At 73.2% G+C, this 21,867-nt stretch carries 19 protein-coding genes; 6 read left to right on the top strand and 13 right to left on the bottom strand.

The annotated features are described in order from the left end of the window. Positions 1–105: 105 nt before the first annotated feature. The 7 genes from G5B56_RS06185 to def form a co-directional block, all read right to left on the bottom strand. Positions 106–1,299 (bottom strand): phosphoglycerate kinase, encoded by a 1,194-nt coding sequence (locus tag G5B56_RS06185; RefSeq protein ID WP_164962645.1) that lies wholly within the window; start codon positions 1,297–1,299, stop codon positions 106–108. A gap of 63 nt (positions 1,300–1,362) precedes the next feature. Then, on the bottom strand, positions 1,363–1,704 hold the full coding sequence (locus G5B56_RS06180) for an AzlD domain-containing protein (RefSeq protein ID WP_009856472.1): 342 nt from the start codon (positions 1,702–1,704) through the stop codon (positions 1,363–1,365). Further along, complete coding sequence (locus G5B56_RS06175) at positions 1,701–2,420, bottom strand: AzlC family ABC transporter permease (RefSeq protein WP_164962695.1); 720 nt, start codon at positions 2,418–2,420, stop codon at positions 1,701–1,703. Before G5B56_RS06175 ends, G5B56_RS06180 begins: the two co-directional genes overlap by 4 nt. A 56-nt stretch (positions 2,421–2,476) precedes the next feature. Beyond that, positions 2,477–3,205 carry a head GIN domain-containing protein gene (locus tag G5B56_RS06170; RefSeq protein ID WP_164962644.1) on the bottom strand — a complete coding sequence of 243 codons (729 nt, stop codon included), beginning with the start codon at positions 3,203–3,205 and terminating at the stop codon, positions 2,477–2,479. 95 nt (positions 3,206–3,300) lie between these two features. Continuing rightward, a complete protein-coding gene (locus tag G5B56_RS06165) occupies positions 3,301–3,675 on the bottom strand; it encodes a hypothetical protein (RefSeq protein WP_009856469.1) in 375 nt (124 codons plus the stop codon). Positions 3,676–3,719: 44 nt separating this feature from the next. After that, on the bottom strand, positions 3,720–4,661 hold the full coding sequence (gene fmt / locus G5B56_RS06160) for a methionyl-tRNA formyltransferase (RefSeq protein ID WP_164962694.1): 942 nt from the start codon (positions 4,659–4,661) through the stop codon (positions 3,720–3,722). 5 nt (positions 4,662–4,666) lie between these two features. After that, positions 4,667–5,185, bottom strand: coding sequence for a peptide deformylase (gene def / locus G5B56_RS06155; protein WP_009856467.1), 519 nt, complete (start codon positions 5,183–5,185; stop codon positions 4,667–4,669). A gap of 218 nt (positions 5,186–5,403) precedes the next feature. Here def and G5B56_RS06150 point away from each other — a divergent pair, with 218 nt between their 5' ends. The 3 genes from G5B56_RS06150 (at position 5,404) to G5B56_RS06140 (ending at position 8,331) form a co-directional block, all read left to right on the top strand. After that, positions 5,404–6,582, top strand: coding sequence for a LysM peptidoglycan-binding domain-containing protein (locus G5B56_RS06150; protein WP_029718598.1), 1,179 nt, complete (start codon positions 5,404–5,406; stop codon positions 6,580–6,582). Positions 6,583–6,734: 152 nt separating this feature from the next. After that, positions 6,735–7,832, top strand: a complete 1,098-nt coding sequence (dprA, locus tag G5B56_RS06145; protein WP_164962643.1) for a DNA-processing protein DprA — start codon at positions 6,735–6,737, stop codon at positions 7,830–7,832. A 46-nt stretch (positions 7,833–7,878) separates the two neighbouring features. Next, positions 7,879–8,331, top strand: coding sequence for a DUF494 domain-containing protein (locus G5B56_RS06140; protein WP_009856464.1), 453 nt, complete (start codon positions 7,879–7,881; stop codon positions 8,329–8,331). Positions 8,332–8,388: 57 nt separating this feature from the next. Here the strand turns inward: G5B56_RS06140 and G5B56_RS06135 are convergent, their stop codons facing one another. The 6 genes from G5B56_RS06135 to G5B56_RS06110 are packed head-to-tail and all read right to left on the bottom strand — an operon-like array spanning position 8,389 to position 17,828. After that, positions 8,389–10,722, bottom strand: a complete 2,334-nt coding sequence (locus G5B56_RS06135) for a DUF1631 family protein (RefSeq protein WP_164962642.1) — start codon at positions 10,720–10,722, stop codon at positions 8,389–8,391. Positions 10,723–10,771: 49 nt separating this feature from the next. Continuing rightward, positions 10,772–11,806 (bottom strand): protein translocase subunit SecF, encoded by a 1,035-nt coding sequence (secF, locus tag G5B56_RS06130; protein ID WP_009856463.1) that lies wholly within the window; start codon positions 11,804–11,806, stop codon positions 10,772–10,774. A gap of 9 nt (positions 11,807–11,815) precedes the next feature. After that, positions 11,816–13,720 carry a protein translocase subunit SecD gene (gene secD, locus G5B56_RS06125; protein ID WP_164962641.1) on the bottom strand — a complete coding sequence of 635 codons (1,905 nt, stop codon included), beginning with the start codon at positions 13,718–13,720 and terminating at the stop codon, positions 11,816–11,818. A 54-nt stretch (positions 13,721–13,774) separates the two neighbouring features. Continuing rightward, positions 13,775–14,098 (bottom strand): preprotein translocase subunit YajC, encoded by a 324-nt coding sequence (gene yajC, locus G5B56_RS06120; protein ID WP_009856461.1) that lies wholly within the window; start codon positions 14,096–14,098, stop codon positions 13,775–13,777. A gap of 51 nt (positions 14,099–14,149) precedes the next feature. Beyond that, positions 14,150–17,326 (bottom strand): VanZ family protein, encoded by a 3,177-nt coding sequence (locus G5B56_RS06115; RefSeq protein WP_164962640.1) that lies wholly within the window; start codon positions 17,324–17,326, stop codon positions 14,150–14,152. 58 nt (positions 17,327–17,384) lie between these two features. Further along, a complete protein-coding gene (locus G5B56_RS06110; RefSeq protein ID WP_164962639.1) occupies positions 17,385–17,828 on the bottom strand; it encodes a hypothetical protein in 444 nt (147 codons plus the stop codon). A 243-nt stretch (positions 17,829–18,071) separates the two neighbouring features. Between G5B56_RS06110 and G5B56_RS06105 the strand changes: the two genes are divergently transcribed. The 3 genes from G5B56_RS06105 to G5B56_RS06095 all read left to right on the top strand — a co-directional run bounded on the left by G5B56_RS06105 (position 18,072) and on the right by G5B56_RS06095 (position 21,826). Further along, entirely contained in the window at positions 18,072–19,214 is a 1,143-nt protein-coding gene (locus G5B56_RS06105; RefSeq protein WP_164962638.1) for a hypothetical protein, read from the top strand. Then, positions 19,211–20,926, top strand: coding sequence for an asparagine synthetase B (locus tag G5B56_RS06100; RefSeq protein ID WP_009855950.1), 1,716 nt, complete (start codon positions 19,211–19,213; stop codon positions 20,924–20,926). Before G5B56_RS06105 ends, G5B56_RS06100 begins: the two co-directional genes overlap by 4 nt. 288 nt (positions 20,927–21,214) lie before the next feature. Beyond that, positions 21,215–21,826 (top strand): transposase, encoded by a 612-nt coding sequence (locus G5B56_RS06095; RefSeq protein ID WP_164962637.1) that lies wholly within the window; start codon positions 21,215–21,217, stop codon positions 21,824–21,826. Positions 21,827–21,867 lie beyond the last annotated feature (41 nt).

The raw sequence follows: 21,867 nt of genomic DNA, 5'->3' as shown, positions 1-21,867 counted from the left end.
TGACCCCCTGCGGCGTGTGCGGAAAAGACTAGAAAGACGGGGTCAGGTCTCGCGAGACCTGACCCCACGCGGCGTGACCCCACGCGGCGCGTGCGTGCCTCGCGCTCAGCCGGCGGCGCGGCGCGACAGGATCTCGAAGGCCGGCAGGGTCTTGCCTTCGAGCACCTCGAGGAAGGCGCCACCGCCGGTGGAGATGTAGCCGATGTCCTGTTCGATGCCGTACTTGGCGATCGCGGCCAGCGTGTCGCCACCGCCGGCGATGCTGAACGCGTCGCTTTCGGCGATCGCACGCGCGACGGTCTCGGTGCCGTGGGCGAAGGCGTCGAACTCGAAGACGCCGACCGGGCCGTTCCAGACGATGGTGCCGGCGGCCTTCAGCTTGTCGGCCAGCAGCGCCGCGGTCTTCGGGCCGATGTCGAGGATCAGGTCGTCGTCGGCGACGTCGGCGGCAGCCTTGACGGTGGCCGGCGCGTCGGCGGCGAAGGTCTTGGCGGTGACAACGTCGACGGGAATCGGCACCTCGGCGCCACGGGCCTTCATCGCCTCGATGACGGCCTTGGCCTCGCCGACGAGATCGGGCTCGGCCAGGCTCTTGCCGATCTTCAGGCCGGCGGCCAGCAGGAAGGTGTTGGCGATGCCGCCGCCGACGATCAGGCCGTCGACGTTCTTCGCCAGGCTCTGCAGGATCGTCAGCTTGGTGCTGACCTTGCTGCCGGCGACGATGGCCACCAGCGGCCGCTTCGGGTTGGCCAGCGCCTTGCTGATGGCGTCGATCTCGGCAGCCAGCAGCGGGCCGGCGCAGGCGATCTTGGCGTACTCGGCGATGCCGTAGGTGCTGGCCTCGGCGCGGTGCGCGGTGCCGAAGGCGTCGTGCACGAAGATGTCGCACAGCGCGGCCATCTTGCGCGCCAGCTCTTCCTTGTTCTTCTTCTCGCCCTTGTTGACGCGGCAGTTCTCCAGCAGCACGACCTGGCCGGGCTGGACGGCTACGCCGTCGACCCAGTCGGCGACCAGCGGCACCTCGCGGCCGAGCAGCTCGCCCAGGCGCTTGGCGACCGGCGCCAGCGAGTCCTCGGGCTTGAACTCGCCTTCGGTCGGGCGGCCCAGGTGCGAGGTGACCATCACCGCGGCGCCGGCGTCCAGCGCCATCTGGATGCACGGCACCGAGGCGCGCACGCGCGTGTCCTCGGTGATCTGGCCGTCGTCGGACAGCGGTACGTTGAGGTCGGCTCGGATGAAGACACGCTGGCCGCGGGCGCGGCCGGCGGCGGCGAGGTCGGAAAAGCGCAGGACGTTCATGGGTGTTGAGCGACAGGCTGACGAAAGACGGCCGCTAGTGTCGCATCCCCGCCGGGCGCGGAGCTACCAGCCGAGCCCCGCGCGCAGCCCCACCATCACCGCGCTGCCGACGACGATGGTGCCGAGGATGCCGCGGCGCCAGAAGAACCAGCCCGCGCCGGCGGCGGCGGCAAAAAGCCGCGGGTCGCGCCAGGTGTCGATCAGCTGCCCCTGCGACATCACGACCTCGGGCGCGACGACCGCCATCAACGCCGCCAGCGGCGCGTAGCGCAGGCCTTCACGCAGCCAGCCCGGCATCGGCAGCTCGCGTTCGGGCAGCATGAAGAAGGCCCGGGTGAGCACCGTGATGACCGCCAGCCCGGCGATCGTCAGCGCCAGGCGCAGCGCCTCGGCCCAGTCGCTCATCGCGAGCCTCCGACCGGCGTCGCCGGGCCGGGGCGCGAGCGGTCCATCAGCAGGCCGATGGCCACGGCCGCGGCGATCGCGACGAGGATGTTCAGCCGCAGCGGCAGCGCGTAGGCCGCCACCGCGGCACAGCCGGCGACACCGGCGGCCACCAGTGACGAGCGGCTGCCCAGCAGCGAGCAGGCCAGGCCGATCAGCGCCAGCGTGCCGGCGAAGCCGATGCCCCACTCGGTCGGGATCACGTCGGCCAGCAAGATGCCGGCGATCGACGGGATCTGCCAGGCGAACCAGTTGGAGATCGCCCCGCCCCAGAAGTACGGCCGCTGCTCGGGCGCGGGCACCGGATCGGGAAAGCGGCGCATGAACAGGATGTAGTTCAGGTCGCCGCTGAAGTACGCCATGCGGGCGCGTTCGGCGCGTGGGAACGGCGCGAAGTACGGCCGCCACTGGGCACTGAAGATGACGAAGCGCAGGTTGACGCAGAAGGCCGTCGCCCAGATCACCCAGACCGGCGCGCCGGCCACCAGCAGCGGCAGCGCCGCCAGCTGCGCCGATCCGGCGTAGACGAGCAGCGTCATCGCCATCGCCGCCGGCACCGACAGGCCGGCCTTGATCATCGCGACGCCGGTGATCATTCCCCAGGCGCCGATGCCGGGCAGGATGCCGGCAATCTCGCGGGCGCCACGCCGGAACTCCGGGTGACGCCAGCCGAACATCCCATCAGACATGGGCCCATTGTCCCATCGGCCCGCACGTGCCGCCCGCGCGGGGACTAGCGGCGGCGCACCGAGCCGCTGCCGAGCACGCTGACGGCCGGCGTCGCGGTGCCGCCGTGGCGCACGTCGCCGGAGCCGACGATGGACACCGACAGGCTCGCGTCGGCGGTGACGTCGGCGTCGCCGCTGCCGGCGATCGAGACGGTGGCGCTGTCGGCGCGCAGCGCGGCGAGATCGGCATCGCCGCTGCCGGCGATCTTCAGCGACAGCTGGGCGGCGCGGCCGTCGGCGGCGACGTCGCCGCTGCCGGCGATCGACACCGCCAGCGCGCCGGCGTCCAGGCCACGCAGCCTGACGTCGCCCGAACCGGCCAGCGCGACGGCCAGCGACGGCGTCTTCAGGCCTTCGACGACGGCGTCGCCCGAGCCCTTGACCGCCAGCCGCGCGAGCTGCACGACCTCGACCGTGGCCCGGACCGGGCGGGACCACGTGAAGCCGCGCTCCTCGCGCAGGCGCACGACGAGCGTGCGCACGCCGCGGCGCTCCTCGACCAGGGTCTCGACCCGCGCCAGGTCGGCGGCCTCGGCCTCGACCTGCACCGACTCCCGGCCGGTGGCGCGCACGACGAGGTCGACCGGGCCTTCCAGCTCGATCGCCGTGAACCCCGAGGCGCTGCGCGCCTGGCTGGTGGGGGCGGCCTGCGCCGGCGTGGCGGCAAAGGCGGTGAACGCGGCGAAGACGGCGGACATCGCGGCGACGGCGGCGGTGGACAGCAGGCGTTTCATCGTGGGCTCCAGGTGCATGGAGCGCACTGTGCCGGCGGCTGCGGCCGGGCGCGACGGCGGCGCGACGAAACGCAGCCGGGGCCGACGAAGCGTCGTCAGGAGTGCTTCTTGTTGCCGGCCTCGGCCGCCGGCTCGTCGTCCTTGGCGTCCGCGGGCGCCGCGTCCTTGGCGACTGCGGTAGCGCCTTGCGGCGGAACGACCTCGAGATTGTTCTCGCGCATGTAGTCGTTCATCTCCTTCCAGCCGGCGAACACGGCGGCCTTGTCGGCCTTCTTGTTCATGCCGAAGCAGTCCTCGATGGCGCGGCCGGCATGGCGGCAGGCGGCACCGATGGCGCGCCCGTCGGCGTCCTTCTTGGCGGCGACGGCGGACGCCGACTCGATGCCGAGCTGGTCGCAGCCGGCGACAGCCAGCGGCAGCACGACGGCGGCCGCGAGGCGCAACGGGAGACGGTGGCGGAAGGTCTTCACCGCCGGAATATCGGCCGCCGCGGCGGCGGCTTGAGTGCCGCCGTTCAGCCCAGGCGCGTGCCCGCGGCCACCGGCCGGCCCTTCAGGAACTCGCGCGCCGGCACGCGCCGGCCGCCGGTGCGCTGCAGTTCACGCAGCTCCAGCGCGCCGTCGCCACAGGCGACGACGAGCCCGCCCTCGCCCGACGCGAGCACGGCGCCGGGCTCGCCGGCGCCGGGCACGACCGCCGCGCGCCAGAGCTTGAACGCCTCGCCGTCGAGCGTGAAGCTGCAGCCGGGAAAGGGGTCGAAGGCGCGCACGCGGCGTTCGATGACCGCCGCCGGCAGCGTCCAGTCGACGGCGCCTTCGGCCTTCTCGATCTTCGCGGCGTAGTTGGCGCCTGCTTCGGGCTGCGGCACCGGCGGCAGCGCATCGAGCCGGCCGAGCGCGTCGACGACCAGACGCGCGCCGAGCGCCGCCAGCTTGTCGTGCAGCGTCGCCGTCGTGTCGTCGGCGGCGATCGGCAGCGCTTGCTTCAGCAGCATCGGCCCGGTGTCCAGGCCGGCGTCCATCTGCATGATGGTGATGCCGGTCTCGGCGTCGCCGGCCTCGATCGCGCGGTGGATCGGCGCCGCGCCGCGCCAGCGCGGCAGCAGCGAGCCGTGGATGTTGATGCAGCCCCGGCGCGGCAAGTCCAGCACCCACTGCGGCAGGATCAGGCCGTAGGCGGCGACGACGAGCACGTCGGGCGCCGCCGCTTCGAGCGCCGCGCGGCCGGCGGCGGCCTCGTCGGGGTACTTGCCGTCCAGCCGCAGGCTGCGCGGCTGGGCCACCGGCAGGCCGTGCGCCAGCGCGCACTGCTTGACCGGCGAGGCCTGCAGCTTCATGCCGCGGCCGGCCGGGCGGTCGGGCTGGGTCAGCACCAGCGGCACCTCGAAACCGGCGGCGAGCATCGCGTCGAGCGCGACACGCGCGAACTCGGGGGTGCCGGCGAAGGCCGCGCGCAAGCGGCTCATGCCGCGCCGCGCGCTTCCTCGCGCGTGCGCTTGGCCATCTTCACCTTGATGCGCTCGCGCTTGAGCAGGCTGAGGTACTCGACGAACACCTTGCCGTCGAGGTGGTCGATCTCGTGCTGGGCGCAGACCGCGGCCAGACCGTCGAGCGCGATCTCGAACTCGGCGCCTTCGCGGTCGAGCGCGCGCACCGTGACACGCGCGTTGCGCGTCACCTTGTCCCAGACCTGCGGCACTGACAGGCAGCCCTCTTCCCAGATCACCAGCTCCTCGCTGCGCGCGACGATCTGCGGGTTGACGAAGACCATCGGCTGGTCGTGCTCGGGCGAGGTGTCCATGACGAACAGGCGCTCGTGCACGTCGACCTGGGTCGCGGCCAGGCCGACGCCTTCGGATTCGTACATCGTCTCGAGCATGTCGGCGACGAGCTGCTTGACGCGCGCGTCGACGGCGGCGACCGGCTTGGCGACCTTGTGCAGCCGGGGATCGGGATAACGCAGGATGGGGAGTTGGGCCATGGTGCGGCGGCGAAGGACGCCCGGTCGTCGGAGCCGGGCCACGTCGCGGCGCCCGGCAGCGTGAAGGGCTGCACGCGGGCGCGGCGGCAACGACGAATTCGTTACGACAGCAAGGGTTTACGGGCAGAATCTGCCAATTCAAGTGAGCAGTTCGCGCCCGCAGCCCTGCGAATTGTCGCACCGCCGGGCGAGGCCCCTTGCGAGGAGAGCAAAGACCCATGAGCCGTCCGAGGCCGATGAAGATCACGCGCTGGGCAGCGCTGGCCACGCGGGCCGCCGTCGCCGCAGGTGTCGCCGCCGCCCTGCCGGCGCTCGCTGCACCGAACTATCCCGTGACGCCCGGGCAGCGCGACACCGCGCGCCAGGTCGCCCAGGCCGGCGTGCCGCTGTCGGAGCTGGCGCCCGACGCGCCGGACTCGCACGTCGTGCAGCGCGGCGACACGCTGTGGGACATCTCCAAGCTGTTCCTGAAGAGCCCGTGGCGCTGGCCCGAGCTCTGGGGCATGAATCTCGACCAGATCCGCAACCCGCACCTGATCTACCCCGGCCAGGTGCTGGTGCTGGTCAAGCGCGACGGCCGCGCGACGCTGCAGATCGGCCAGTCGATGACCGCCGACCCGCAGACCGTGCGCCTGTCGCCGCGCGTGCGTGCCGAGCTGCTGGACAACGGCGCCATCGCCGCCATCCCTCTGCACCTGATCGGCCCGTTCCTGAACGAGGCCGTGGTCTTCGACACCGACGAGCTCGAGCGGGCGCCGCGCATCGTCGCGACCCAGGAAGGCCGCGTGCTGCTGTCGCGCGGCGAGACCGCCTACGTGCTCGGCGACCTCGGCGGCGCGCGCGAGTTCCGCGTGTTCCGCCAGCCGCAGCCGCTGCGCGACCCGGTGACGCGCGAGATCCTCGGCTACGAGGCGCGTTACGTCGGCACCGCCGACTACGTGCGCCCGGGCAGCGAGCAGTCGGACGCCGACAGCAAGGCGCGCGTCGTGCCGGCGAGCTTCGTCGTGACCACGATCCGCATGGAAGCCGGCGTCGGCGACCGCCTGTCGCCGGTGCCGCAGCGCGAGCTGACGGCCTACGCGCCGCACGCGCCGGCGGTGCCGGTCGACGGCCGCATCGCGTCGATCTACGGCGAGGCGCTGTCGGCCGGGCAGAACCAGATCGTCGCGCTGAACAAGGGCCGCCGCGACGGCCTGGAGCGTGGCCACGTGCTGGCGCTGTGGCGCGCCGGGCGTGCCGACTTCGACACCACCAGCGGCGGCAAGACGCCGATCCAGCTGCCCGACGAACGCCACGGGCTGCTCTTCGTCTTCAGCGTCTTCGAGCGCGTGTCCTACGCGCTGATCGTCAACGTGAAGGACCCGGTGAAGCCGGGCGACCGCTTCACGGCACCGTGAGCGCGCCGGCAGGCGCGTTCGGCGCCTCCCCCCGCGAAGCCGGGCGCCGCCAGCGGGCCGGCCGGGCCGCAGCAGCCACCGGTTCGCGTCGACACCGCGGCACGGCGAAGGCCGCGCCGGGCCGCATCGAGGCCTGAGACCGCCGCCCGCCGATGGCCGCCCCGGACGACTTCGACGCCTGGTTCCGGCTGCTGCAAACGCCGGGGCTGGGGCGTGAAGGCGCGCGGAGGCTGCTGGCGGCCTTCGGCAGCCCGGAGGCCGTGCTGGCGGCCTCGCCGGCGGCGCTGACCGAACTGGGCGGCCCGGCACTGGCGGCGACGATGGGGCGGCCGGCGCCCGAATGCGAGGCCCGGCTGGCCGCCGCCCGCGCCTGGCTGGCCGGAGAGACGCTGCGCCACGCGATCACGCTCGGCGACCCGGCCTATCCTCCCTTGCTGCTGCAGACCGCCGATCCGCCGCTGCTGCTGTACGTGCAGGGCCACACCGAGCTGCTGGCGGCGGAGTCGGTGGCCATCGTCGGCAGCCGCGAGGCGACGCCGCAGGGCCTGGCCAACGCCCGCGAGTTCGCGCGCGGCCTCGGCGAGGCGGGGCTGACCATCGTCTCCGGGCTGGCCGCCGGCATCGACGGCGCCGCGCACGAAGGCGCGCTCGCCGCCGGCGCAGCAACCGTCGCCGTCGTCGGCACCGGCCCCGACCGCGTCTACCCGGCGCGGCACAAGGCACTGGCGCGGCGCATCGCCGAGACCGGCGCGATCGTCAGCGAGTACGACCCCGGCACACCGGTGCTGCCCGAGCACTTCCCGCAGCGCAACCGCATCATCGCGGCGCTGGCGCGCGGCACGCTGGTCGTCGAGGCGGCGCCGCGTTCGGGCTCGCTGATCACCGCCCGCCTGGCCGCCGAGGCCGGGCGCGAGGTGTTCGCGGTGCCGGGTTCGATCCACTCGCCGCAGTCACGCGGCTGCCACGCGCTGATCCGCCAGGGCGCGATGCTCGTCGAGGGTGTCGACGACGTGCTGGAGGTCCTGCGCGGCACACGCCCGGCCGCCGCGCTGTCGGCCGTGCCGGACGCCGACACCCCGGCCGATCCGGTGCTCGCCGCGCTCGGCCACGAGCCGGCGACGCTGGACGCGCTGCTCGCGCGCACCGGCTGGCCGACGGCCGAACTGAGTGCCCGGCTGCTCGAACTGGAGCTCGACGGACAACTCGCGCGGCTGCCGGGCGGACTTTTCCAACGCCGCGTCGCGGGCTGAAGGCCGGCCGCCGGCGCCCGCCGCCCCCCTGCGTTATAGTGGGTTCATGTTCGACGTCCTCGTGTACCTCTACGAGAACTACTGGCGGCCGGACGCCTGTCCCGAGCCCCAGCAGCTCCAGCGAAAGCTGTCGGCCGTCGGCTTCGAGACCGAGGAAATCCAGGAAGCGCTGCGCTGGCTCGAAGGTCTGGCGCACAGCGCCGACACCAGCGTCGGCAGCGCCGCGGCCGGCAGCCTGCGCGTCTACACCGAGAACGAGCGCGACCTGCTCGGCGAAGAGTCGATCGGCTTCATCTGCTTCCTCGAGTCGGCCGGCGTGCTGCCGGCCCCGATGCGCGAGATGGTCATCGACCGCGCCAGCGCCGTCGGCAGCGGCCCGATCGGCCTGGAAGACCTGAAGATCATCGTGCTGATGGTCTTCTGGAGCCTGGGCGAGGAGCCCGACGCGCTGATCCTCGACGAGCTCTTCGTCGCCGCCGAAGACCGGCTGATCCACTGAGCCGGAAGGCCTTGCGCGCCAGGCTCAGCCCCGAGCGCGGCCGCCCGTTCCGAACCCTCAGTTCAGCAGCCGCGACGCGTCGACGTCGAGCTTGGCCAGCGCGCTGCGCGTGGCGCGCACCGTCAGCGCCTCGTCCTGCGCCGGCAGCAGCAGCCCGGCCTGCAGGTACGACGCCAGCCGCTGCTGCTGGAACAGCACGCAGCGGCCCTGCGCGCTGACGAACAGCGACAGCTGCCGGCGCATGCCCTGCCAGGCCAGTTGCACCGCCTCGTGCCGCTCGCGGTACTCGAGCATGAACCAGCTGCCGACCTGCAGCTCGCGCGCCCAGGCCAGCATCGCCGGCGTCGGCATCGAGCCGCCGTCGAGCACGACCTCGAGGTCGGCGCTCTGGTGGCCCGACAGGTCGAGCACCATCGACTCGTCGATGCGCACGTCCTCGGCGTCGGGCAGCAGCTCCTCCAGCGTCTCCAGCCGCTCCATCAGCTCGCGCAGGCGGTCGTCGGGGATCGCCGCCGTCTTCGCGGTGAAGGCCGCGGCCAGCGAGTTGTTCAGCTGCTGGATCTGCTCGTCCTGGCGCTCGGCGTCCATGCCGGCCGAGGCCATGCCCTCGCGCAGCGACTTCAACAGCGGCGGCAGGCGGCGGATGACCTCGGCGCGCTCCTCGCGCGTGACCTTGGCGCTGGCCGACCAGATCAGGTCGGCCGCGGCGCGCTTCATCGTGCGTGTCTCCTGCCCCTGGGCGCCGTAGCGCACGGCGGTCGTCGCCAGCACGTCGGCCCAGACGTGGAACAGGAACTGGCGCACGCCCTCCTGCACCGGCATGTCGTTGAGCATGCGGCGCAGCTCGATCGTGTACTGGATCGCCAGCGTCTCGCGCTGCTCGACCTGCTGCGCCAGCGAGACGCCGTGCCGCGTGGCCTCGTTCTCGTTGCGGAAGTAGTGCTCGAGGAACTTCTCGAACTCGGTGAGCACGGTCTGGAAGACGCGCCGGCCGGTGTCCGGGTAGGCCTCGACGACCTGGACGATGCGCTTGATCTCGCGCTCCAGCGCGTCGCCGACCTTCTGCGCCGCGCTGTCGAAGCCCATCACGCAGGCGCCCATGCGGTCGATCAGGCGCCGCGCCGGATGGTCGACGGTGGCGAAGAAGTCGGGCTCGGTGACGGCCACGCGCAGCACCGGCATCTGCAGCCGCGCGAACCACACGCGCATCGCCGCCGGGATGCGCTCCTCGGTCAGGATGCTCTGGAACAGCAGCGCGACGATCTCGATCGTGGCGCGCTCCTCGGGCGTGGCCGCGGCCTTCTTCAGCTGCTGCTTGCGCTGCTGGATGTCCTCCAGCATCACCGGCGTGGTGACCATCGGCTCGGCGTCGGCGGCCGTCGTCGTCATGCGCTGGCGGATGCCGGCCTCGGCGGTGTCGATCGCACGCGCCAGCCCGGGCGACAGCGCCTGCGCCCGCGTCGAGTTGCCGAACGCCGGCACCTGGCGGCCGACCAGCCGGTTGAGCCGGCCGAGCACCGCCTCGGCGTGATCGCGCCCGCGCGCCAGCGGCGCGGCGCGCGTCATCATGCGCGTCTCCTCGCCGACACCGCGCATCAGCCCGCTGCCCAGCCCGTAGGCCGACGGCGGCCCCGCCGCCGGCAGCTGGCCGAAGCCCGAGCCCGGGCCGGGGTCGGCGCGGCCTGCGCCCCCCCCGTCGCTGACGGCATAGCCGGCAGGCAGCGCGCCGGGGTGCGTGCGCGAGCGCCGGATGAAGGGCCGCAGGTCGACCTCGGGCAGCACGCCGTGCTCGGCGAGCCAGCGGTTGGTCTCGTGGTAGGCCTCCTCGACGAGCAGCGCGAACTCCTCGTGCAGCACCGGCTGCAGTTCGCGCCACGAGGCCAGCGTCTGGCCCGACGAGCGCCAGGCCTCGAAGACGATGCGCGCCAGCACGTGGGCGCGCAGCATGTCGTGGGCGTCGAGCTCGTTGCGCCCTTCCAGGTGGGCGACGCGCGACCGCAGGTCGGCGAACTCCCACGACGCGCGGTCCATCATCGCCAGCGCCAGCCGCGAGGTGACGATCTCGAGCTCGATCGTGTCGTCGTCGACCAGCGTCAGCTGGCCCGGCGACATCGACGGCAGGTCACCCAGCCGGGTGGTGGAGCCGCCGTGCAGCAGCGCGTGACGCAGCCCGTTGACCAGGCCGCGGTGCCAGGACTGCGCGCCGGCGTTCAGGCCCTGCATCATGTCGCGCCGGCGCTGGAACGCGGCGTGTTCGCAGGGCTTCTCGAAGAGGGTGCGGGCGCCGTCGAGCGCGGCCTGCACGAGCGCCGGCAGGCCCTTCACCAGTTCCTCGGTGTACAGGCGCCGGGCCTGGCTCGCGAGGTTGGTGTTGGGGGCGCCGGTCGCCATCGGTCGGTCGTCCGTCTGTGCAAGGCCGCGGGCGGCCGTTGCATTGACTCTACACCACGGCCCCGGCGTTCGGGTCGTTCGGATCGTTCTCCTTGGCGCTCGTCTTCACCAGATCCTCGCGCTTGACGCCCAGCCACATCGCGATGCCGGCGGCGACGAAGATCGACGAGTAGATGCCGAACAGGATGCCGATGGTCAGCGCCATCGCGAAGTAGTGCAGCGTCGGGCCGCCGAAGAACAGCATCGACAGCACCATCATCTGCGTCGAGCCGTGGGTGATGATCGTGCGGCTGGTGGTGCTCGTGATCGCGTGGTCGATGACCTGGGTCGTCGACATCTTGCGCATCTTGCGGAAGGTCTCGCGGATGCGGTCGAAGATGACCACCGACTCGTTCACCGAGTAGCCCAGCACCGCCAGGATCGCCGCCAGCACCGCCAGCGAGAACTCCCACTGGAAGAAGGCGAAGAAGCCCAGGATGATGACCACGTCGTGCAGGTTGGCGATGATGCCGGCGACCGCGAACTTCCACTCGAAGCGGAAGGCCAGGTAGCCCATGATGCCCAGCACCGTGAAGGCCAGCGCCAGCGCGCCGTCGCGCGCCAGCTCGGCGCCGACCGACGGGCCGACGAGTTCGGTGCGCGACAGCTTCAGCGGCTCGCTGCCGTCGGCCACCGAGCACGACGGGCGGCTCACCTGCTCGCCCTGGGGCGTCAGGTACTCCTTGGTCGCGACGCTGCCGCTCTCGGCCTTGCACAGCGCGTCGAAGACGCGGCTGGCGACCTGGTCCTGCTTCTCGCCCTCGCGGATCGGCAGCCGGATCATCACGTCGCGCGAGGTGCCGAAGTTCTGCACCTGGACCTCGCCGAAGCCCAGCGTCTCGACGGCCTGGCGCGTGCGCTCCAGGTCCGCCGGCTGCGAGTAGGCGACCTCGACGACGGTGCCGCCGGTGAACTCGATCGACAGGTGCAGGCCGCGGTGGAAGATGAAGAAGACCGCGGCCAGGAAGGTCAGGAACGAGATGACGTTCAGCGCCAGCGTGTAGCGCATGAACGGGATGTCGCGGCGGAAACGGAAGAACTCCATGACGTCCCCTCAGACCTTGGCGTTTTGCTTGTCTTCGGCGGGCACCGCGGTGCCGCCATTCGGGCGCCAGACCTGGCCGATCGACACCGACTTGAGCTTCTTCTGCCGGCCGTACCAGAGGTTGACCAGGCCGCGCGAGAACATCACCGCCGAGAACATCGAGGTCAGGATGCCCAGGCAGTGCACGACGGCGAAGCCGCGCACCGGGCCGGACCCGAAGGCCAGCAGCGCCAGGCCGGCGATCAGCGTCGTGACGTTGGAGTCCAGGATGGTGCCCCAGGCACGCTCGTAGCCGGCGCTGATCGCCACCTGCGGCGACGCGCCGTGGCGCAGCTCCTCGCGCACGCGCTCGTTGATCAGCACGTTGGCGTCGATCGCCATGCCCAGCACCAGCGCGATGGCGGCGATGCCCGGCAGCGACAGCGTCGCCTGCAGCATCGACAGCACGGCGATCAGCATCAGCAGGTTGAAGCCCAGCGCCAGCGTCGAGAACACGCCGAACAGCATGTAGTAGGCGCACATGAAGACCGCGATCGCGACGAAGCCCCACAGCACGCTGTTGAAGCCCTTGGCGATGTTCTCGGCGCCCAGGCTCGGGCCGATCGCGCGCTCCTCGATGATCTCCATCGGCGCGGCCAGCGAGCCGGCGCGCAGCAGCAGCGCCTGGTCGCTCGCCTCCTCGGTCGTCATGCGGCCCGAGATCTGCACCCGGCCGCCGCCGATCTCGGTGCGGATCACCGGCGCGGTGACGACCTCGCCCTTGCCCTTCTCGAAGAGCAGGATGGCCATGCGCTTGCCGACGTTCTCGCGCGTCACGTCCTTGAAGATGCGGGCGCCGCGCGCGTCCAGCGTCAGGTTGACGGTGGGTTCGTTCGTCTGGCCGTCGAAGCCGGGCTGGGCGTCGGTGAGGTTCTCGCCGGTCAGCACGACGTTGCGGTAGACGATGACCGGCTGGCCGCCGCGCTCGAGGAAACGCTCGCTGCCGAACGGCACCGGGCCGGCGCCGCGCACGGCGTCGACGGCTTCCTGGGTCTCGTTGACGAGGCGGATCTCCAGCGTCGCGGTGCGGCCGATGATGTCCTTGGCCTTGGCCGTGTCCTGCACGCCGGGCAGCTGCACGACGACGCGGTCCAGGCCCTGCTGCTGGATCACCGGCTCGGCGACGCCGAGCTCGTTGACGCGGTTGTTCAGCGTCGAGATGTTCTGCTTGAGCGCCTGCTCCTGCACACGCGTCGCGGCCTGCGGCTTGAGCGTGCCGACGAGCTTGACGTCGCCGCCGGCGTCGGCCGTCGGCGTCCAGGTCATGTCCTGCAGCTGGTCGGTGAGCAGGTTGCGCGCCTGCTCGGCCAGCGCCGCCTCGCGGAAGCGCACCTCGACGTTGTTGCCTTCGCGGGTGATGCCGGCGTGGCGGATGTTCTTGTCGCGCAGCAGCGTGCGCACGTCACCGGTGACGGCCTCGGCCTTCTTCGTCAGCGCGGCCTTCATGTCGACCTGCATCAGGAAGTGCACGCCGCCGCGCAGGTCCAGGCCCAGGTACATCGGCAGCGCGTGGACGCGGGCCATCCACTGCGGCGAACGCGACACCAGGTTCAGCGCCACGACCCAGGTCGGGTCGTTCGGGTCCGGGTTCAGCGCGTGGCTGATCGCGTCCTTGGCCTTGAGCTGGGTGTCGGTGTCGGCGAAGCGCGCGCGCACCGAGGCGCCCTCGAGCTGCACGAAGTCGGCCTGCAGCCCCGCGCCCGACAGGATCTGCTCGACACGCTGGACCATCGCCGGATCCATCTTGACGGTGGCCTTGCCCGAGGACACCTGCACCGCGGGCGCCTCGCCGTAGAAGTTCGGCACCGTGTAGAGCAGGCCGACCACGAAGGCGAAGGCGAGGATCGCGTACTTCCACCAGGGGTAGCGGTTCATGGAGATTCCTGGACAGCGACGGGGCGCGGCCGCGGCGGCCGCCCGCGGGAGTTCTTACTTGTACGAGCCCTTGGGCAGGACCTGCAGCACGGACACGCGCTGGACCTGCAGCTCGACGCCGTCGGCGACCTCGACGTGGATGATGCTGTCGCTGAGCTTGGCGACGCGGCCGATGACGCCGCCGGCGATGACGACCTCGTCGCCCTTGGCCAGGGCCTCGACCATCGCCTTGTGCTCCTTCTGCTTCTTCATCTGCGGACGGATCATGATGAAGTACAGCACCACGAACATCAGCACCAGCGGCAGCAGGCTGAAGAGCGAGGATTCGGCGCCGCCGGCGGGAGCGGCGGCCTGGGCGAAGGCGGAAGAAATGAACACGGCGATCCTTGTGGATGTCTGGAGCCCGCCGGCGCGGGCCAACCGGCAATTCTAGGGTGCGGCTCCGGGCCCTGGCGCAGGCGGGCCCTCGCCGCGCGGGGAGTCGACCGGCGCGGCCGCCGCCAGCCAGGGCAGCAGCAGCGCCAGCAGCAGGAAACGCGGCGTGTCGACCAGCGTGTTGAGCAGGCCGCTGGCGAGCAGCGCGGCCAGCGCGCCCAGCGCCGCCGGCACCGGCGCCAGGCCGCGGCGGCCGCGCGCCAGCGCCGCGCCGGCGGCGGCCAGGATCAGCGCGCCCCAGGCCGCGGCGCCGAACCAGCCCTGGTCGAACAGCACCGCGACCGGCAGGCTGTGCACGTGCCACGGCGGGTCGATGTCGGTGGCGAAGAACCAGCGCGCCAGCCCCTGGGCGAAGCCGCCGTTGGCCAGGTGCTCGGTGCCGGCGGCGTCGCGCAGCGACAACTCCCCGACGTCCAGCGCCGGCGCCCGGGCCGGCGTCAGCAGCGACAGCTTCAGCGGCAGCGCACCCGGCGGCACCGCCAGCGTCGCCGTCGCACGCGCCCAGCCGCCGGGGGCCGGCGTGTCGGCGGCGGCCTCCAGCGTCGCCTGGCTGCAGTCGCGCGAGCTCAGCATCGACTTGCGGCACAGCGTGACGGCCAGCGCCACCGGCCCCTCGGTGCGCCGCAGCGCCGCCGACAGCACCAGTTCGCGCGCGTCGCCGGGGTCGACGATCTGCTCGACGTACAGCGTCGCGCCCGGCGCCAGCCGCAGGAAGCCGCGGCCGCCCTCGGGCTGCCAGGCGTGGCGCGCGGCGTGCACCGGCTCGCGGCTGCCCCAGTAATGCAGGTCCGGGTAGCGCCCCGGGCCGGCGCCGAACAGCGCCGACGCGAGCCCCGGGCCGCGCAGTTCCAGCGCGTCGGCCCAGTGCGCCTGGCGCGTGGCGAGGTCCTGGCCGCTGCGGCCCAGGCGCTCCTGCGCGTAGGGGCCGAGCAGCACCGGCAGCGCCGCGGCGGCGGTCAGCGCCAGCGCCGCCGCGGCCAGCCCGCGCCGGCCGCGCGGCGTGCCGCGGCCCGACAGCGCCAGCGCCGCAGTGACCGCCAGCGCCAGCGCGCCGGCCACCCAGCCGTTGCGCGAGTACGTCACCGCCAGCGCGTAGCCGCCGGCGGCCAGCAGCAGCACGCCGGCGGCGCGCGCGGCCGGCCGGCGCGCCTGCAGCGTCGCCGCCAGCACGAAGGCCAGCGCCATGGCGAGGTAGCACTCGACGTAGGCGCCGCCACGGTGCATCGCCGAGAACGGCCCGGTGACGCGGTAGCCGGCGGCGAAGTCCAGCAGCCCGGCGAAGGCCGACCGTTCGGCGACGATCCAGGCCACCGTCAGCGCCAGCCCGGCGGCCATGCCGGCGCCGAAGGCCGTCGCCCGCGCCGCGCCGTCGCGCTCCAGCCGGCGCCACAACCAGACCACCAGCCAGGCCTCGACACCGCCCTTCAGGATGCGCAGCGTGTTCACCGGGCTGGTGAAGCTCCACCAGTCGCCGGCGGCCGGCAGCGACAGCGGCCACAGCGCGCGCAGGCCCGAGATCGTGAACGACAGCGCGAGCAGCACGAAGGCCAGCGCCACGGCCGCCGGCGCGCGCCCGCCCGCCGCCGGCCGCGGCACACGCGCCGCGGCCACGGCCACGCAGGCCAGCAGCAGCAGGTCGAATTCGTCGACGAACACGCGCCCGGTCCAGGGCGCCAGGTCCAGCACCGGCAGCGCCGCCGGGATCAGCGCCAGCGCCAGCAGCGGCCGCCAGGCCACCGCCGCGGCCGCCGCGGCCAGGCCGATGGCCAGCGCCGCCGCGAACGGCTGGAACAGCAGCGCCAGCCCCAGCAGCGGTGGCAGCGCCAGCCAGGGCCAGCGCGGCGCCCGCGCCGGCACCGCCATGGCGGCCGGCTCGCCGCCCTCCCCGGACGCAGGCGCCGGCGCGGCTTTCGGCGCCTCGGCCAGCAGGCGCAGCAGCGTGTGCAGCAGCCAGGCCGCCGCCGGCGCGATCAGCAGGTTGGTCGGGTCGGGGTGGCGGCCGCCGCCGAGAAACAGCTTGCCCGCCTCGACCAGCGCCACCGCGGCCAGCACCCACAGCGCCGCGGCACGCGCCGGCCGACCCCAGGCCCAGGCCAGCGCGGCCAGCGGCAGATAGGCCAGCGCGACGCCGAGCGCGCTCTGCAGCGCCAGCGCCTCGGTCGTGTAGTAGTGGTAGTAGAACGGCAGCAGCCGCAGCTCGCGCCAGGACTGCGCCGCCCCGTCGAGGCCGTGCCACGGGCCGGCCAGCCAGCCGTTGACGGCCGCCAGCAGCGGCAGCCAGGCGACGACGACCGCCGGCGTGAAGCGCCGCAGCAGCGCCGCAACCGCGGGCGCGCCGCCGGCGGCCAGGCGCGGCGCCAGCGCGGCGCCGGCGGCAAAACCCGCCGCGCGTGCCAGCACCGAGGCCCCCTGGCTGACGCCCGAGGCCAGCAGCAGCTGCGCCACCTCCAGCACCAGCCCGACCGCGGCGCCCGCCGCCGCGGCCGTCGCCGGACGCACCCGCCAGCGCAGCGCCAGCAGCCAACCCAGCGGCGCGGCCATCGCCGCCTCCACGGCCAGCTTCAGCGCCGCCATCGGCGCGTGGTCGGTCGCCGCGAACAGCCAGCCGCACTGGCCGGAGCGCAGCTTGTCGGCCAGCTCGGCCGGCGACAGCAGCAGGTCGTAGGGGAACAGCGCCAGCGCCACCCAGGCCAGCGCGTACAGCTCCAGCAGCCGCGGCCCCCAGACCGGCAGGCCACCGGCCAGGCCGGCGCGCAGCCGGCCCGCCGCCGCCAGCGCCAGCGGCGCCAGCACGATGCCCAGCCCGGCGCCGATGAACTCGGCCAGCAGGTCGTTCTGCGACACCGTGCGCGGCGGGAAGAAGAGCTGGGCGAACTCCACCGCCACCGCCAGCGCGGCCACCACGACGAAGGCCAGCCAGGGCGCCGCGCCACCGCCGCGCAGCGCCCGCGCCGACGCCGCCGCGAGCACGCCCAGCGGCAGGTAGAGCACGCCGTTGGCCACCCAGTCGGCGCGCGAGGCGACGTCCAGGTCGAGGAAGGGGATGCGCGAGAAGCGCGCCAGCGCGTCGGCGGGCGCCAGCGGCACGAAGTCCAGCGGCACCAGGCTGCCGTAGACGACGAAGAAGGCGTAGGCGGCGCAGGCCGCGATCAGACGGGAACGGTCGGACATTCGGGCCGCCGGGGGCCGCGGGGGACAGCGGGCGCCGAAGGCGGCCGCAGGATAGCCGTCAGCAGCTGGTCTGGTCGCGCCTGACCGTCACGCCAGTGATCGTGGCCTGGCTCGACACCAGGGTGTACGGGGCGCCGGGCCGGTTGTCGGGCGGGATGCCGGGCGTGCCGCAGACGGCCCAGGAGTAGGTGGCCGAGGGGCTGTAGGTGTGCACCAGCAGCGTGTTGGGGCCGAATCCCGCATAGCTCCAGGTGCCGACCTTCTGGGAGGGGTCGACGCGGTCACTGGGCCCGCGCTTGTAGTCCACCAGATCCCCGTTGGCGTCGTGGTACTCCTGCCAGCGGTCTCCACCGCTGTTGGCGCACATCGTCTTGCCGATGATCTGGCTGCCGATGTCTTGGCGATTCAGCCGCGAGGTGCCGACAGGACAGCTCTGTGCCGACACCGCCGCCGCGGCCAGCAGCAAGACCCCGGCGACGGCGCACTTGGACGATCTGGACATGCGAACCCCCTCGTTGCGGACCGCGGCAGTCTACGGTGGCCGGCATCGGCGTGGCAGGCGGCGCCACCCCCGGAAAGCGGGGCCTGCCGCGGGCGGTTCGTGCAGAACGCACGCGCCCCCCTGGCTACACTGCCCCGCGCCCCACGCCGGTGCTCCCGGCCGGGGCCGCCTTTGCCCGAGATGCACCCGGTCCCGCCCTTTCGCCGCCCCCGCCCGTGCCCGCCGCGGCCCGACCGCCGGCGCGTGCTCGCCGCGATCGCGGCCGGTGCCGCGCTGCCGGTGCTGGCCGCCGGCCCGGCGCCGCTGCGTGTCGGCCCGGGGCGCACGTTCGAGCGCATCGCCGACGCCGCACGCGCCGCGCGCGACGGCGACGTCGTCGAGGTCGACGCCGGCGAGTACCGCGGCGACGTCGCCGTCTTCACCCAGCGCCGGCTGACGCTGCGCGCCGCCGGCGGCCGCGTGCGCCTGGTCGCCGACGGCCGCGCCGCCGAGGACAAGGCGATCTGGGTGATGCGCGGCGGCGACTTCGAGGTCGAGGGCTTCGACTTCGAGGGCTGCCGCGTCGACGGCCGCAACGGCGCCGGCATCCGCTTCGAGCGCGGCCGCCTCGTCGCCCGCGACTGCGGCTTCTTCGCCAACGAGATGGGGCTGCTGACGAGCAACGACCCCGAGGCCGAGCTCGCCGTCGAGGGCTGCGAGTTCGCGCGCAACCTGCGCCCCGACGGCCACAACCACCAGCTCTACGCCGGCCGCATCGGCTCGCTGCTGGTGCGCGGCTGCTGGCTGCACCACGGCACCATCGGCCACCTGCTGAAGAGCCGCGCGGCGCTGAACCGCGTGCTGCACAACCGCCTCACCGACGAGCCGGGCGGGCGCTCCAGCTACGAGCTGGAGTTCCCCGACGGCGGCGTCGCGCTCGTCGTCGGCAACGTCGTGCAGCAGAGCGCGGCCACCGAGAACCCGATCCTGGTCTCGTTCGGCGCCGAGGGCTACCGCGGCCCGCGCCACGCGCTGGTGATGGTGCACAACACGCTGGTCGACGAGCGCGGCGGCGGCAGCCGCTTCCTGCGCGTGGCGCCCGGCGCGACGGTCGAGCTGCGGGCGCTGAACAACCTGCTGTGCGGTGACGCCGAGGCGCTGGAGGCCGCCGGCCCCGGCGAGTACCGCCACAACCCGCGCGTCGACCGCCGCGCCTTCGCCGACGCGGCGGCCCGGGACTACCGCCCGGCCAGCGCGCGCGCCGTGCCCGCCGACGCCGTCGACAGCGGCCGCTTCGACGGCCAGACGCTCGCGCCGCGATTCGAATACCGACACCCCTGCAGGCTGGCGCCGCTGGACGGCGCCGCGCGCCGCCCCGGCGCCCTGCAGCAGCCCGCCCACGCATGATCACGACCACCACGCTGCCGCTCGCCCGGCGCGCGCCCGACCACGAACTCGCCGTCGGCGAGCCCCGCTTCGCCGACCCGCAGCTCGCCGAGCTGGCTCGCCGCGACGGCCAGGCCGCCGCCTGGCACCGCGCCGCGGCGACCATCGACGGCCTGGACGGCGCGGTGCGTGCCGCCGCCGGCGTCGACGGCCCGTTCGCCGTCGGCCTGGCCGACGCGCGCGGCCGCGTCTTCCTCGCCGTCGACCGTTTCGCCGTGCGTTCGCTGTGCTGGCGCCTGGTCGGCGGGCGGCTGCTGTTCGCCGAGCGTGCCGACGCGCTGGCCGCCGCCGAGCCGGCGGCGCCGCTGTCGTCGCAGGCGATCTACGACTACCTCTATTTCCACGCCATCCCGTCGCCGCACACCGTGTTCCAGGGCGTGTTCCGCCTGCCGCCGGGGCATTGCGCCTGGTACGACGGGCAGACGCTGGAGATCCGGCGCTACTGGGAGCCGCGTTTCGAGGAGCCGGCCGCGCCCGACTTCGACGCGCTGGCACGCGGCTTCCGCAGCCGGCTGCGCGAGGCGGTGGCCGGCGAGCTGGACGGCAGCAAGCCCGGCTGCTTCCTCTCGGGCGGCACCGACAGCTCGACGGTGGCCGGCATGATCAAGGACATCGCCGGGCGCGCCGCCACCTACTCGATCGGCTTCGAGGCCGAGGGCTACGACGAGATGGCCTTCGCGCGCATCGCCGCCAAGCGTTTCGGCACCGAGCACCACGAGTACTACGTGACGCCGGCCGACCTGGTGCGCAGCATCCCCGAGGTGGCGCGCCACTACGACCAGCCGTTCGGCAACTCGTCGGCGCTGCCGGCGTACTACTGCGCGAAGATGGCCCGCGAGGACGGCGTCACGCGGCTGCTGGCCGGCGACGGCGGCGACGAGCTCTACGGCGGCAACGCGCGCTACGCCAAGCAGCGCATCTTCGGCTGGTACGACACCGTGCCGGGCGTGCTGCGCCGCGGGCTGCTGGAGCCGCTGCTGGAGGGCACGCCGATCGGCGCGCTGCCGCTGGCGCGCAAGGGCCGCAGCTACGTCGAGCAGGCCAAGGTGCCGCTGCCCGACCGCATGCAGATGTACAACCTGCTGCTGCGCCTGGGCACGGCCGACGTCTTCACGCCCGACTTCCTGGCCCAGGTCGACGCCGAGGAGCCGCTGCGCCACCAGCGCGCCGTCTGGCGCGAGGCCGGCGAGGCCGGCGCCCTCAACCGCATGCTGGCCTACGACTGGCGCTACACGCTGGCCGAGAGCGATCTGCCCAAGGTCTGCGGCAGCACCTCGCTGGCCGGCGTGGCCGTCGCCTTCCCGTTCCTGGAGCGCGGCGTCGTCGACTTCTCGCTGGCCCTGCCCACCGAGTACAAGCTCAAGGGGCTGAAGCTGCGCTGGTTCTTCAAGGAGGCGCTGCGCGGCTTCCTGCCCGACGAGATCCTCACGAAGAAGAAGCAGGGCTTCGGCCTGCCCTTCGGCGTCTGGGCCACGCGCGACCCGGCGCTGAAGGCCTTCGCCACCGACACCCTGCAGTCGCTGGCAGGCCGCGGCATCGTGCGCCGTGAGTTCATCGAGACCCTGCTCGCCGACAGGCTGCCGGCGCACCCCGGCTACTACGGCGAGATGGTGTGGATCCTGATGATGATGGAGCAGTGGCTGCAGGGGCAGGCGGGGCGGCGGGTCGCCTAGGGGCGGTCGGCCGCGACCACCACCGGAAGCCCGGGGGCGGAAAGCCCGGAAGCCCGGGGTCAGGTCTCGCAAGACCTGACCCCGTCTTCTGCGGGTCGCGCGCAGCCCGTGGTCTGGGTCACGAAAGCTGGGGTCGCGTGCCCGGGGTCAGGTCTTGTGAGACCTGACCCCGTCTTCCGTCTTCTGCGCGAAAGCTGGGGTCAGGTCTTGTGAGACCTGACCCCAGCCCCCCTGCGGGTGCCCCCAACGCGGCTGGAATCGGCACTGCGGCCGCGGCACCCTCGCGCCATGGCACGCCCGCTGCGCATCGAGTTTCCCGGCGCCACCTACCACCTGACCAGCCGCGGCAACCGTCAGGAGCCGATCTACCGCGACGACGCCGACCGACGCATCCACCTCGCCGTGCTCGGCGACGCGGCGCGGCGCTTCGACGTCGCCGTGCTGGCCTACTGCCAGATGGGCAACCATGTCCATCTCCTCGCGCAGACCAGCGAGGCCAACCTGTCGCGCTTCATGCGCCACCTGAACGGCGTCTACACGCAGCGCTTCAACCGACGTCACAGGATCTCGGGCCACCTGTTCCAGGGCCGCTTCGGCGCATCGCTGGTCAACCGCGACGACTACCTCGTCACCGCCTGCCGCGACATCGAACGCAATCCGGTGGCATGCGGCCTGGTGGTCCATCCCGCCGACTGGCGCTGGTCCAGTTGCCGGGCCCACCTGGGCCTGGAGCCGGCGCCCGACTGGCTGGATGACGATGGTCTCCAGGCTTTCCTGCTGGGGCGTGCGCCGGCGAGCGAGGACGAGCGCTGGCAGGCGCGTGCGCTGTACGCGCAACTCGTCGGGCAGCCCGTGACGCGACCGGCTGCGAAAGCTGGGGTCAGGTCTCACGAGACCTGACCCCGTCCGTTGGCGGCGCTGGAACCTAGAAACCTGGGGTC

This window comes from Rubrivivax sp. JA1026, from assembly GCF_011065555.1.
Classification (GTDB): Bacteria; Pseudomonadota; Gammaproteobacteria; order Burkholderiales; family Burkholderiaceae_C; genus Rubrivivax; species Rubrivivax benzoatilyticus.
This window is presented reverse-complemented; position numbering and strand designations above follow the sequence as displayed.